The organism is Haloarcula sp. DT43 (assembly GCF_037078405.1).
Lineage (GTDB): Archaea > Halobacteriota > Halobacteria > Halobacteriales > Haloarculaceae > Haloarcula > Haloarcula brevis.
On record NZ_JAYMGZ010000001.1, the window covers coordinates 470,410 to 482,724 of the forward strand.

The 12,315-nt window shown below is 66.4% G+C and carries 16 protein-coding genes; 6 read left to right on the top strand and 10 right to left on the bottom strand.

Annotated features, from left to right (window positions below):
• Positions 1 to 131: 131 nt before the first annotated feature.
• On the bottom strand, positions 132 to 1,127 hold the full coding sequence (locus VI123_RS02520; protein ID WP_336336492.1) for an NOG1 family protein: 996 nt from the start codon (positions 1,125 to 1,127) through the stop codon (positions 132 to 134).
• A 93-nt stretch (positions 1,128 to 1,220) separates the two neighbouring features.
• Here VI123_RS02520 and VI123_RS02525 point away from each other — a divergent pair, with 93 nt between their 5' ends.
• Positions 1,221 to 1,538, top strand: coding sequence for an ASCH domain-containing protein (locus VI123_RS02525; protein ID WP_336336493.1), 318 nt, complete (start codon positions 1,221 to 1,223; stop codon positions 1,536 to 1,538).
• A gap of 94 nt (positions 1,539 to 1,632) precedes the next feature.
• Complete coding sequence (locus VI123_RS02530; RefSeq protein ID WP_336336494.1) at positions 1,633 to 1,764, top strand: hypothetical protein; 132 nt, start codon at positions 1,633 to 1,635, stop codon at positions 1,762 to 1,764.
• Here the strand turns inward: VI123_RS02530 and VI123_RS02535 are convergent, their stop codons facing one another.
• The 3 genes from VI123_RS02535 to pdxT form a co-directional block, all read right to left on the bottom strand.
• Positions 1,765 to 3,684 (bottom strand): response regulator, encoded by a 1,920-nt coding sequence (locus VI123_RS02535; RefSeq protein ID WP_336336495.1) that lies wholly within the window; start codon positions 3,682 to 3,684, stop codon positions 1,765 to 1,767.
• A gap of 62 nt (positions 3,685 to 3,746) precedes the next feature.
• Positions 3,747 to 4,043: a phosphoribosyl-ATP diphosphatase gene (hisE, locus tag VI123_RS02540; protein WP_336336496.1), complete on the bottom strand. Its 297-nt coding sequence runs from the start codon at positions 4,041 to 4,043 to the stop codon at positions 3,747 to 3,749.
• A gap of 36 nt (positions 4,044 to 4,079) precedes the next feature.
• A complete protein-coding gene (gene pdxT / locus VI123_RS02545; protein WP_336336497.1) occupies positions 4,080 to 4,673 on the bottom strand; it encodes a pyridoxal 5'-phosphate synthase glutaminase subunit PdxT in 594 nt (197 codons plus the stop codon).
• A gap of 119 nt (positions 4,674 to 4,792) precedes the next feature.
• Between pdxT and VI123_RS02550 the strand changes: the two genes are divergently transcribed.
• Positions 4,793 to 5,827 (top strand): PrsW family intramembrane metalloprotease, encoded by a 1,035-nt coding sequence (locus tag VI123_RS02550; RefSeq protein WP_336336498.1) that lies wholly within the window; start codon positions 4,793 to 4,795, stop codon positions 5,825 to 5,827.
• On the opposite strand, the gene VI123_RS02555 is transcribed toward VI123_RS02550, so the two are convergent.
• Positions 5,824 to 6,402: a riboflavin synthase gene (locus VI123_RS02555; protein ID WP_336336499.1), complete on the bottom strand. Its 579-nt coding sequence runs from the start codon at positions 6,400 to 6,402 to the stop codon at positions 5,824 to 5,826. The genes VI123_RS02550 and VI123_RS02555 overlap by 4 nt on opposite strands.
• 128 nt (positions 6,403 to 6,530) lie before the next feature.
• Here VI123_RS02555 and VI123_RS02560 point away from each other — a divergent pair, with 128 nt between their 5' ends.
• Entirely contained in the window at positions 6,531 to 6,674 is a 144-nt protein-coding gene (locus VI123_RS02560) for a hypothetical protein (protein ID WP_336336500.1), read from the top strand.
• Here VI123_RS02560 and VI123_RS02565 read toward each other — a convergent pair.
• Both VI123_RS02565 and gap read right to left on the bottom strand, forming a co-directional pair.
• The gene (locus VI123_RS02565) at positions 6,671 to 7,876 is read right to left on the bottom strand and encodes a phosphoglycerate kinase (protein ID WP_336336501.1); all 1,206 of its coding nucleotides are present in this window, start codon (positions 7,874 to 7,876) and stop codon (positions 6,671 to 6,673) included. The two genes, VI123_RS02560 and VI123_RS02565, sit on opposite strands and share 4 nt — an antisense overlap.
• 290 nt (positions 7,877 to 8,166) lie before the next feature.
• Positions 8,167 to 9,171 (bottom strand): type I glyceraldehyde-3-phosphate dehydrogenase, encoded by a 1,005-nt coding sequence (gap, locus tag VI123_RS02570; RefSeq protein WP_336336502.1) that lies wholly within the window; start codon positions 9,169 to 9,171, stop codon positions 8,167 to 8,169.
• A gap of 176 nt (positions 9,172 to 9,347) precedes the next feature.
• Here gap and VI123_RS02575 point away from each other — a divergent pair, with 176 nt between their 5' ends.
• Positions 9,348 to 9,734, top strand: coding sequence for an Hsp20/alpha crystallin family protein (locus VI123_RS02575; RefSeq protein ID WP_336336503.1), 387 nt, complete (start codon positions 9,348 to 9,350; stop codon positions 9,732 to 9,734).
• A gap of 36 nt (positions 9,735 to 9,770) precedes the next feature.
• Here the strand turns inward: VI123_RS02575 and VI123_RS02580 are convergent, their stop codons facing one another.
• On the bottom strand, positions 9,771 to 10,634 hold the full coding sequence (locus VI123_RS02580) for an ATP-grasp domain-containing protein (RefSeq protein WP_336336504.1): 864 nt from the start codon (positions 10,632 to 10,634) through the stop codon (positions 9,771 to 9,773).
• A gap of 168 nt (positions 10,635 to 10,802) precedes the next feature.
• On the opposite strand from VI123_RS02580, the gene VI123_RS02585 reads away from it, so the two are divergent.
• Complete coding sequence (locus VI123_RS02585) at positions 10,803 to 11,234, top strand: universal stress protein (protein WP_336336505.1); 432 nt, start codon at positions 10,803 to 10,805, stop codon at positions 11,232 to 11,234.
• Between the two features lie 36 nt (positions 11,235 to 11,270).
• Here the strand turns inward: VI123_RS02585 and VI123_RS02590 are convergent, their stop codons facing one another.
• Both VI123_RS02590 and VI123_RS02595 read right to left on the bottom strand, forming a co-directional pair.
• The gene (locus tag VI123_RS02590; protein ID WP_336336506.1) at positions 11,271 to 11,468 is read right to left on the bottom strand and encodes a hypothetical protein; all 198 of its coding nucleotides are present in this window, start codon (positions 11,466 to 11,468) and stop codon (positions 11,271 to 11,273) included.
• A gap of 180 nt (positions 11,469 to 11,648) precedes the next feature.
• Entirely contained in the window at positions 11,649 to 12,182 is a 534-nt protein-coding gene (locus tag VI123_RS02595; RefSeq protein WP_053967060.1) for a 50S ribosomal protein L16, read from the bottom strand.
• Positions 12,183 to 12,315 lie beyond the last annotated feature (133 nt).

Here is a 12,315-nt window from a genome sequence, read left to right on the forward strand (position 1 = left end):
CCGTTCTTGCTTGCCGCTTCGCTCCCCGTTCGCCGTTTTCAAAACGTTGCCCGTCGGTGACTGCAGTCCTCGCGGGTCGCTACGCTTCCCGCTCGGAGTCTTCGAGACGCCTCCCGCTGGTCGGCGTCTCGCTACTCGTCGAACGGCAGTTCGAGTTCGTAGTCCACGGCGTCGATGGCGGCCTGCAACACGCCGTCGACGTTGTCGTCCTCGGTGACGCTCATGTAGTGGTCGGCCTCCACGTCCGTCGAGAGGTCGCTCTTGTTGGCGATGGTCAGCACCGGCACGTCGAAACGCGCCTCGATGTCGTTGCGCAGTTCCAGCTGGTCCGCCAGCGGATAGCCACACTCGCCGGAGGGGTCGACGAACACGAGCACGGCGTCGGCGAGGTGTTCGAGCGCGCTCACGGCCTGTGACTCGATTTCGTTGCGGTCCTCCGGCGGGCGGTCGAGCAGACCGGGGGTGTCCACGAGCTGATAGCGGATGCGCTGGTCCTCGAAGTGCCCGACCCGAATCTGGGTCGTCGTGAACGGGTACGACGCGATTTCGTTGTCGGCCCGCGTGACGCGGTTGACGAACGACGACTTGCCGACGTTGGGGTAGCCGGCGACGACGATGGCCGGCTCGTCCGGGCGGATGTCGGGGATGCCTTTCAGGGCGTTGTGGGCGGTCGAAACGGCGGCGAGGTCGTCCTCGACCTCCTCGACCACGTCGGCGATGCGGGCGAAGGCCTGCTTGCGGAGCTTCCGGGCGGTGTCGATGTCGCCGCGAGCGACGCGGCTCTCGTACTCCTGGCGTATCTCGGTGACCTTGCTCGCGGCCCACGAAATCTCTGAGAGGTGCTGTTTCAGCGCGTCGATACCGGGGTCGTCGTCCGCGGGATAGGCCTCGCCGACGATTGCGTCTGCGAGTTCGACGTAGAACGGGTCGAGGTCGTCGATGGTCGGCCACGCGGTCACCACGTTCTCGAGGTTGTCGGAGGCGATGTTCGACGCCGTCATCAGCATCGACTGCTGGGCTTCGTTCCCGTCTTTGGCCCCGCCGGCGCGCGACGCCCGCGAGAAGGCTTTGTCCACGAGCTCCTCGGCGGTGGGCGTCGTCGGCAGACCCTCGAAGGGATGGCTCATAGGTCACGTTGACGGCCGGAGCGTAAAAGCGCGTTCAATCGCGCCCAAACTGTTGCGAGTCACGTTTTTGAGCGTCCCGACCACAGGTCCGGTATGGCTCACATCGACGCCGGCGAGATTCTCCCCAACGACCACGTCCAGCAGATGGCCGCCGAGGGACGGGTCACGCAGATGCACCGCGGCCACCAGTACGCCGACGAGGGCGACACCTTCGAGATAGACGGGACGGAGTTCGAAGTGACCGACGTGACCCGCCGGACGCTGGGCGACATGACCGACGAGGACGCACAGCGCGAGGGGTCGGAAGACCTCGACGCGTACAAGGAGCGGATGCGACGGGTCCACGGGAGCTTTGAGTGGGACGACGACAGCGAGGTCGTCCGGCACCGTTTCGCCCCCGTCGAGGAGTAGCGGCCGCGACGCCCGATGCAGAGGGCGGCCCGCGAGCGCGCTGTCACCGCGTCGCAGACAACCCTTATCCTCTCGGGTAACCAGTAGTAACTACATGACAGAGTCGCTGACAACGTCGAAAGCGGACGACCCGGAACGAGCCCACCTCGCGGACGTCGAGGACGGCTGTGGCTGTACCGAAATCTGGGAGCACCTGAGCGACGGCCGCGACGAAGACGACGACTGATTACCGCACGTCGACGCCGGTGAACTCGAAGCGCGCGCCGCCGTGCTCGCTTTCCGTGAGCGTGACCGTCCACCCGTGAGCGTCGGCAATCTGTGAGACGATTGTGAGCCCGAACCCGGTGCCGTCGACCGTCGTCGAGTGACCGCTCTCGAACACTTTCTCCCGGTCGGCCTCGGGGATTCCCGGCCCGTCGTCCGAGACGGCGAACCCGCCGGGGACGTCGCTAATCGTCACCGTCACGTCGGAACCGCCGCGGTCGGCGTCGCCACGCGTTGCGTTCGTCGAACCGTGTTCGACGGCGTTCCGAATCAGGTTCTCCAGCAGTTGCTTGAGTCGGGTCACGTCCGCCCGGATTCTGCGGTCGGTGTCGACCACCAGCGACGCGTCGCCGGTGTCGACGACCGCCCAGCAGTCCTCGACTGCCGTCGCCAGCGCCACCGTCTCCGTCTCCGTGATGCCGTCGCCGGTCCGGGCCAGCAACAGCAGGTCGTCTATCAGCGCCTGCATCCGGTCGAGGGCCTGCTCCACCGCGTCGACGTTGTCGTCGCCACCGCCCTGTTTCAGCGCCTCCAGCCGGCCGATGGCGACGTTCAGCGGATTGCGGAGGTCGTGGCTGACGACCGTGGCGAACTGCTCCAGTCGGTCGTTTTGCGCCGACAGCTCCCGCTCGCGGTCACGGAGCTGCTCGTCTCGCTCGACCGCCGCCAGGGCGGCCTCCATGTTCGCCGCGAGGACCCGCCCGGCGACGATGTCCGCGTCGTCGAACGCGCCGACGGTCGTCGATGCGGCGATGAGGATGCCGTACTCCCCCAGCGGGAGGTACAGCTCGCTGCGGATGGGTGTCTCGGGGTTCTGGACGTCCGCCTCCTGTCGCACGTCGGGAACGGCCGTCACCTCGCCGTGCTCGTACACCCGCCAGGCGATGCTGTCGCCCGGCTCGAACGTCGGGATGTCGTCGACGAGTTCCCTGAGCGACGCGGTCGCGGCGACGGGCTCCAGCCGCCCGTCGTCGTCGAGGAGGTGGACGGCGTTCGCGTCGAGGCCGATGATGTCCGCGGCGGCGTTGACGCCGATGCCGGCGACCTTGTTGCGGACTTGCGCGGCCATCAGCTGCCGGGTGGCCTCGTGGAGCGCTTCGAGCCGTCGCCCGCGTTCGTCGGGACGGTCGCGGGTGCTGATGACCGAGACCGTCCCCTCGTCCCCGTCCCAGGTGACGGCACACGCCGTGATGCTGACCTGGATACGCTCGTCTTTGAGCGTCCGGATGATACAGCTGACCTGTGCGGCGGGTCGGTCGTTCTCGACGACGGCCCGGACGGGCGCTGTCTCGTGTGTGACCGACGGCTCGACGAGGTCGGTCAGGACGCGGTCACGCAGGTCGCGGCCGTCGTCCGTCCCGAACAGCGCCGCCGCCGCGGGGTTCGCGTACGCGACGGTGCCGCCGACGCTGATGAGGACCCCGTCGCTCGCCGCGTCGAGAATCCGTTTCGTCTGTTCCTCTGCGGCCCCGGCCGCCGCTTTCGCCCTGACCTGCTCGACCGCGTTCCGGACTCGCCGTGCGAGCACGGCGTACTGGTGGGTTCCGTGGACCTTCTGGATGTAGTCGGTGACGCCGGCGGAGATGGCGTCGCTCGCGAGCGCCTCGCTCCCCTGGCTGGTGAACAGGATGAACGGCAGGTCCGGGGCTCTGGCCCGGACCGCCTCCAGGAACTCCAGCCCGTCGGTGCCGGGCATGTCGTAGTCGCTGACGATACAGTCCACGTCGTGTTCGTCCAGGTGCGACAGCCCCTCCGTGGCGCTCGTGACGCCGGTGGCCTCGATGCCCTCGTCGTGGCGTTCGAGGTGGGTCGCGATGAGGTCTGCCAGCGACGGTTCGTCATCGACACAGAGGACTGTAACGCCCGACGCCACGTGGCCCATGCCCGCCCGTTTGTGCTGTGGCTGTGTCAATCTATCGCAAACATCCGGGACGGCAGGCCGACCTACCGCCGCTCGGCCAGTTCCGCCCGCAGGTCGTCGACGTCCATGTCCTTCATCGCCAGCAGGACGAGCAGGTGATAGACGATGTCGGCCGACTCGTGGGCCAGTTCCTCGCGGTCGTCGTCTTTCGCCGCCAGAATCAGCTCCGTCGTCTCCTCGCCGAGCTTCTCCAGGACGGCGTTCTCGCCTTTCTCGTGGGTGAACAGCGACGCCGTGTAGGAATCCTCCGGGAGGTTCGCCTTGCGGTCCTCGATGACAGCGAACAGTTCGTCGATGACGTCGCCGGTGTCGTCGCTCATAGCCGCCGTTCGGTCAGCGGGGCCTTCAGGCCGTCGCTACGACTCCACGGAGTCGAAAAACGCCAGGTCGTGGATGCGGGGGTCCTCGGTCAGTTCAGGGTGGAAGGACGTGCCCACGACGGGCCCGTCCCGGACCGCGACCGGGCGGTCCTCCCACGTCGCGAGCACGTCCACGTCCTCGCCGACGTAGTCGATGACGGGCGCGCGGATGAACACCGCGGGGAACGGCTCGTCGAGGCCGTTCACGTCGAGCGGGGCCTCGAAACTGTCCTTCTGTCGGCCGAAGGCGTTGCGCTCGATAGCGACGTCGACGAGATTCAGCGTGTCGACGCGGTCGTCCTGTGCGTCGGTCGCGCTGACGATGAGCCCGGCACACGTCGCCAGCACGGGCTTGCCGGCCGCGACGTGGGCCTCGATTTCGTCGGCGATGCCCTCCCGGTGGACGAGCCGGGAAATCGTGGTGGACTCTCCGCCCGGGAGCAGCAGTACGTCGCAGTCGGGGACCAGCCCCGACTCGCGTATTTCGACGACCTCCGCCGTCCGGTCGTGGGCCGCCCCCGCCCGTCTGATTGCGGTTCCGTGTTCAGAGACGTCGCCCTGAACCGCGAGAACACCCGCGCGTAGCGTCATACGACCCTGTTGGTGTGCCCGTGCGAAAAGCCTCTCGTCTCCTGCAAGCTTCCCGCGGTGCCGGCTCGCCCGATGTCCTGAACCAAACGGTTAGGTGAGACGGGCTGTAGACGTGGAACATGGGAAAGCGACGGCAGGACCCGGTCGAGGTAAACGCGGACGGGTCGGCGGACCTCTACGAGATATCGACCTGGGAACGCCGGTCGGCGCTGGACCGGTTCGCCCACTGGCTCTACCACGTCGGGCTCCGAACGCTGCGGTACCTGGTCATCCTCGCGGCCGTCGCGATTCTCCTCCTCCAGGTGGCGTTCGGGAGCCTCGGCGCGGTCGGCGACCAGCCGCTGTTTGCCGGGATGGCGATTCTCTCGGCCGTGCCGGCGCTCGGGCTCGCGGTCTACATCTACTACGCCGACGTGACCACACAGGAGCCGCTGACGCTCCTGGTGGGGACGTTCCTGCTGGGCGTGCTGTTTGCCGGCTTCGCGGGCATCCTCAACGGGGTCTTCGGCGCGCCGGTCCAGGCTATCGGCTCCGGGTTCGGCCTGGTGCCGTTTCTCGGCCAGGTGTTCTTCTTCTTCCTCATCGTCGGCCCCGTCGAAGAGACGGTGAAGTTGCTGGCGGTCCGCCTGTACGCCTTTCGGGATACCCGCTTCGACACCGTCGTCGACGGCGCGGTGTACGGGGCCGTCGCCGGACTGGGCTTTGCGACAATCGAGAACGCGCTGTACATCACCCAGAACACGCAGATGGTCGGGGGGACGGTCCAACTGCTCGCCGCAGGCAGCGACATCACCGCCGTCCGCGCGCTCGCCGGACCGGGCCACGTCATCTACTCGGCGTTCGCCGGCTACTACCTCGGCCTGGCGAAGTTCAACCCCGAGGACGCCGGCCCCATCGTCCTGAAGGGGCTGCTCATCGCCTCGGTCATCCACGCCGTCTACAACACGCTGTCCAGCCCGGTCACCGCTATCCTGGCCAGCCTCTACAACGTCGACTTCCTCGTCGCCTTCTTCGGGTTCGTCATCGTGTACGACTCGGTCTTCGGGCTGCTGTTGCTGAAGAAGATAGACGCCTACCGGCAGGCCTACCACCGCGCCCACGCCGACGAGGACGAGACCGCGCTCCACTCCGAGCGGACCGAGTTCGACCCCTAGACCAGCTGTTCGACGTACTTCGCCACCACGTCGACCTCCAGATGGACCGGGTCGCCGACCGATTTCTCCGACAGCGTCGTCTCGGCGTAGGTCGTCGGGATGATAGCCACGTCGAAGGCGTCCTCGCGGCGGTCCGCGACGGTCAGGCTGATGCCGTCGACAGTTATCGACCCCTTCTCGACCAGGTAGTCCCGGTGGGCCTCGGGCAGCGAGAACGTGAACGTCCAGTCCTCGCCCTCCTGTTCGATGCCGACGACTTCGGCCGTCGTGTCTACGTGGCCCTGCACGATGTGGCCGTCGAAGCGCCCGTCGGCCGGCATCGCCCGCTCCAGGTTCACCCGGTCGCCGCCGTCGAGGTCGTCGAAGAACGTCCGGGCGAGGGTCTCCCGTGCGAGAAACACCTCGAACCACTCGCCGTCGACCGACTTCTCGACGGTGAGACAGACGCCGCTGACGCTGATAGACTGGCCGTGACTGAGCCCCTCGAACGGCGCACCGATGCGCATCCGCCGCCCGCCCTCGTCGTCAATAACCGCCTGCACCTCGCCGGTGGTCTCGACGATTCCGGTGAACATACCGCGGATTCGGGCCGGCCGGCGGAAAGCACTTCGCTTCCCGGCGGCTCAGGATAGACTCGAAACCGAGTAATTATTTTTGACCGCTCGTCAGAAGGAATTTATTCTCGCCGGCAGTACCGCCGTGTATGGCAGTCACGCCCGACGCTGACCACGACTGGACTGCCCGTCACGCTCGGACGGGACCGACCGAAACGCGCCGTCTCGTCGACGTGCCCGACGACCGCCCGGACTGGGACCTGCGACACGCCGAGACGAAGGGTCGCAGTTAGCGCTGCAGGACCTCGACGCCGATCAGTTCCGCTCCGGTGAGCGCCCTGATGTACGCGCCGCCGGCGATGGAGACGTGCCCGAACTCGTCTTCTTCCATCCCGTACATCTCGATGGCTCGCGAGGTGTCACCGCCGCCGACGACGGAGAAGCAGTCGGTCTCGGCGATGGCTTCGAGGACGCCGGCGGTCCCGACCGAGAAGCGCTCGTCTTCGAACATGCCGAGCGCTCCCTTCACGAAGACGGCCTCGGAGTTCCGGATGACCGGCGAGTACTCCATGACCGTCTCGCTGCCCACGTCGAGGTAGGAGACGGTCTTCTCCTCGATGTCGTCGACGGCCTGCTCCGCGCGGCCCCCGTCTTCGTCCTCGTAGGCCAGGTCGACCGCGAGCGTGATCTGATCGCGGTGATCGTCGAGCATGGACTCGATCTTCTCGCTGTTTGTCTCCCACTGCTCGTCGTAGAGGTTTGCGTCGTCGATGTCGTAGCCGACGGGGTGGCTCGCGGCCCGCAGGAACAGTTCGCCCGCGATGCCGCCAAGCAGGAAGTCGTCGACCTTCTCGTCCAGGTGGGTCATCACGTCGATGACGTCGGTCGCTTTCGTCCCGCCGACGACCATCGTCACCTGCCCGTCGAACTCCTTCTCGGCGATGGCGGTGTTCGCCTCGTACTCGGTCTCCATCACGCGACCGGCGTAGGCGTCCATCACCAGCGGGAAGCCGACCAGGGAGGCGTGCGAGCGGTGGGCCGCCGAGTACGCGTCGTTGATGTAGGCGTCGAACTCGTCTTTGAGCGTCTGGACGAACTCCGTCTGGGCCTTCACTTCGGGGTCTTCCTCGGGGAGTTCGTCGTCGCACATCCGCGTGTTTTCGAGGACGAGCACGTCGCCGGACTCCAGGTCGGCGATGTCGTGAATCGCCTGTGGCCCGTAGGTCTCGTCGACGAACCCGACCGGGTGGTCGATGTGCTCGGCGAGGATGTCGGCGTGCTGGGCAAGCGAGACGAAGTCGTCCCGGCCCGGGCGGCCCTGGTGGGCCATGACCGCGATTTCGAACCCGCGGTCGACGAGTTCGTCGATGGTCTCGGCGTGGCGTTCGAACCGCCGGTTGTCCTGTACTTCGCCGTCCTCGACCGGGGAATTGAGGTCGAGGCGGACGAGGACGCGCTGTCCGTCGTCGAGGTCGTCGAGCGTCTGGAAAGTCATCACTCGGCAGGTGACCTGCCGACCGCTTAACGGTTTCCGAGTCCGAACAGTCGGACGTCTCGCGTCACGGTGCCGTCCACGTCCGTCGACTCGGGAAAGGGAGCGAAAGTGGGTGTGGGTGGGGTGGTCGTTCTACGGGGGGTGGGGAACGCGAACCCGACTCTGCCGACACACAGAGCGAGCCAGCCGCGACGGACTGTTCGCACTGCGTGTGCTAGTCCCTAGCGAATAATAATTATAAATTTGTTTCGCCACCGCGAGCAGTCCCCACGCAAAACGGCGGTCGGCGGTTACTCGGTGATGTACTCGGCCACGTCGAGCATCCGGTTCGAGAAGCCGTACTCGTTGTCGTACCAGGTGAGTATCTTCGTCATCCCGCTGACGACGTTCGTCGACTGCAGGTCGACCTGCGTGGAGTAGGGGTCCCCGAGGATGTCAGAGGAGACGAGGTCGTCGCTCGTGACGCCCAGCACGCCTTCGAGTTCGCCGGCGGCGGCCTCCTCGAAGGCCGCGTTGACGTCGCTCTCGGTCACGTCGTCGTCGAGGTCGACGACGAACTCGGTGATGGAGCCGTTGGGCACCGGGACGCGGATGGCCATCCCGTCGAGCTTCCCTTCGAGTTCCGGCAGGACCTCGGTGGCCGCCTGCGCGGCACCGGTCGAGGTCGGGATGATGTTCTCGGCGGCGGCGCGGCGGCGACGGGGCTTGCCGTTCGGGCCGTCCATCAGGTTCTGGGAGCCGGTGTAGGCGTGGACCGTGGTCAGCTGGCCGGCCTCGATGCCGAACTCCTCGTCCAGCACCTTCGCCACCGGCGTGATAGAGTTGGTCGTACAGGAGGCGTTCGAGACGACCTTCTCGCCGTCGTACTCGTCGTGGTTGACGCCGTAGACGAGCTGTTTGACCGGCTCCTCGCCCTTCGGCGGCGCGGAGATGAGGACCTTGTCAGCACCCGCATCGAGGTGCTGGCTCGCGTCCTCCTTGGTGCGGAAGATGCCGGTCGCCTCGAAGGCCACGTCCACGTCGAGGTCCTCCCACGGGAGCTGTGTGGGGTCGGTCTCGTGGAAGACGCCCGCCTCGAAGTCGGTGCCCTCGACCGTGAGGACGCCGTCGTCGACGCTCGCCCCTTCGAGTTCGCCCATGACGGTGTCGTACTGGGCGAAGTAGTCTATCTCCGAGTCGTCCATCACGTCGTTGATACCGACGATTTCGACGTCGTCGTTCGCAAGCGATGCGCGGAATACGTTGCGGCCGATGCGGCCGAAGCCGTTGAGGCCGACACGGACTGGCTCACTCATTGCTGTCTAGACAGGCTGTCGGTCAGTGTAAAATGTTTTCGGATCTGTTGTAAATTTGTGTTTGTTTATGCGTGTTCGAGCACGAATGATTAATCGTGACAGTGTCCGGTCGACCGGGGCAGGTACTGGGGCCGTCCGAAGGCTTTTGAAACGGACCGACGTATTGCCCGGTAGGAATGAGACGCGATGACAGTGACGACCCGTTCGACGAGTTTTTCCGGGAAATAGAGCGGATGATGGACGAGATGATGGGTGCCGAGGGCGACGTCCACATCGACCGTGACGCCGGTGGCGGCGGGGCCGACCTCCACGTCGACGTCCACGAGACCGACGACGAAATCCGTGTCGTCGCCGACGTTCCGGGCGTCGACAAGGACGCAATCGACCTCAAGTGCGACGGCACCGTCCTCACTATCAACGCGGAGAGCGCCGAGCGCGAGTACCACGAACGGCTGACACTGCCGACCCGCGTCGACGAACACTCCGCCGCCGCGACGTACAACAACGGCATCCTCGAAGTCACCTTCGACCCCGAAGAGGACTCCGCCGACATCGAACTGTAGTTCGCTTTCGCCGGGTTTTCTGCGCTGTCGGTTCCGTCACCGCGTCGCCGTTCGCCGTATCAACGCCGCCAAGTCGTCCCAGAAGCCGTCCTGGTACTTCGTCGCCGAGTCGATTGTCGGCCGGGCGTTCGTCTCGTTGACCACCGCGCGCCCGTCGGTCACCAGCAGGTCGACGCCGAGGTACGGAATCCCCAGTTCGTCGGCCGCCGCTTCCGCCAGCGCCCGTAGCTCCGCCGGCAGCTCCCGCCCCTCGGCCTCGGCCCCGCGGTGGACGTTGTGCTTCCAGCGGCCCCGTTCGCGGCTCGCCTCGGGGAGTCGGCGCTCGACCGCGCCCACGTACTCGCCGTCGACGACCATCACGCGGTAGTCGGCGGCGTCGGCCAGGTACTCCTGGACGAGAAACGACCGGTCGCCGACCGCGCGGTAGTCGTGGACCAGGTCCAGGTAGTCGACGACGCCGAGAAACGAGTCCAGGTCGTGAGCCTTGGCCACGCCGACGCCGCGGGTCGTCGAGTTCGGCTTCACGACCACTGGCGGGTCGAACCGCTCGAACGCCGCCGTCAGTTCGGCCTCGCTGGCCGGGTTCGACACGACGACGGTCTCGGGGACGGGAACGCCCGCCCGGCCGAGTCGCGCCAGCACGTCGGCCTTGTTCCGTGAGCGGAGGATGGCCTCGCGGTCGTTGACCCACGGGACGTCCAGCATGGCGTCGGCGACGGCCCCTTCCATGATTCGGGACGGATAGACGAAGCCCACGTCGTACGTGTCGAAGGGACGCTCGTCGAGCGCCAGCGTCCGCTCGGCCGTCTCGACGTGGCCCACCTCGATGTCCCGGGCCGCCAACGGCTCCGCCATCCGTTCGAAGGTCTCGGCCTTCGTCGTGACGGCCAGCCTGTGCATGCCTTCCAGTTGGTGTGGAGGGATAAAACACGCTCGCAGCCACGCCGTCGCTCCCCGCGGCGTATCGACCGTCCCAACCACAGAATAGTGGGTATACTGAATGAATACGCAACTATCGATGTAATTATCAGACAAACACTATGTATAGTGGGAGTAAATAGACCACACGTGTACGACGATATTCTCTTTCCGACGGACGGGAGCGACGGCGCAAACGAGGCGCTCGCACACGCGCTGGAACTGGCGGAGACGCACGACTCGACGATTCACGTGCTCTCCGTCGTCGACTCGACGTACCTCGGGAGCGCCGGGGCGGAAGCGACGACCATCGAATCGTTGCAGGAACGGACCGAGCAGGTCATCGACGAGACGGTCGACGACATCGCCGACCACGGCGCGGCCGTCGTCTCTGCGCACCGCATGGGCGACCCCTACGAGGAAATCATCGACTACGCCAGGACCGAAGACATCGACATGATAGTCATGGGCACGCACGGCCGGAGCGGGCTGGACCGGTTCCTGCTGGGTAGCGTCGCCGAGAAGGTCGTCCGGACGGCGGACGCGCCGGTGTTGACGGTCCGACTGTCCGGGGCGACCTAACGCCGCTGGCAGCGCCGGGACGCGTGGGGCGGTCGGTCAGTCCCCGCCGCGACCGCGCCGGAGCGCCCACAGCACGAGGAACACGCCCTCGACGCGGGCGGCGCTGTACACCCACGGGCGCAGGTCTATCTCGTCGCCGTTCGTCGCCGCGAGCCCCATCCAGAAGTCGACGACCGTCCGCGGGCGGAGCAGTTCGAGGACGCCGAACGCCAGGAGGACGAATCTGAGTACCATGCTAGGTAGTACGCGGGACTGGTGCAATAACGTTGCGGGGCGGTAGCATACGACAAGTCGGCGTTCCAGAGTGCCCGTGACGACAGACGTGACTCCTCGTCGGAGCGGCGCGGAGAAACGAGGTCGGGGCGGCGACGCCCCTCGCGTGCCACGAACGGTGAGTGGACGCTGTTGCGTGAGTTACGCTATCAGCAGCTCTTCGCCGCGTTCGACCTTGATGCGACACGAGGGCGTTATCTTGTTGTAGGCGCGGCGGAACGCCTCCTTGACGTGTTCGGCGTCCTCGACGTTGCAGTACGCGGTGAACAGTTGCTCGCCGGCCTGGACGCGGGCGGCGGTGCCGACTATCTTCCCGAAGGCGGCGCGCATCCCGTCGGAGACACGGTCGGCCCCGGCACCGGTCGCCTGCTTGTTCTCGCGCAGGACCTGGTGGGGGAACTTCCGCAGCGTCATCTTGTAGTCGCCCTCTTCGCCGAGTTCCTTTATCATGTGGCGGTTGGCCGACAGCCGGGAGGCCTCGAGGGAGCCGTGGCGGAGCTGGACGGTCTCCTCGACGATGAGGCTTATCTGGACGGGGTAGTCGTCGGCGTCCTTCTGCTTGCGGCCCATCTTGTGCTGTGCGATCTTCGAACCGGGGATGCCCGTGATGTATTCGCGTCGGGTGTACGCGGGCTTGTCGATGTCCCGGTACATTGAGGCGGGTTTGTCCGACATAGGTACTCTTGGAGAATACGTCGCCGAGCGGCCCAATAAGGGCTTCGAACCCGCCCGGCGGCATGCCGTGGTGTCTCACACGGCGGCCCGGGACCCCGTATCGACCGCCACCGTGGCCGGGCTCTCACGCCTC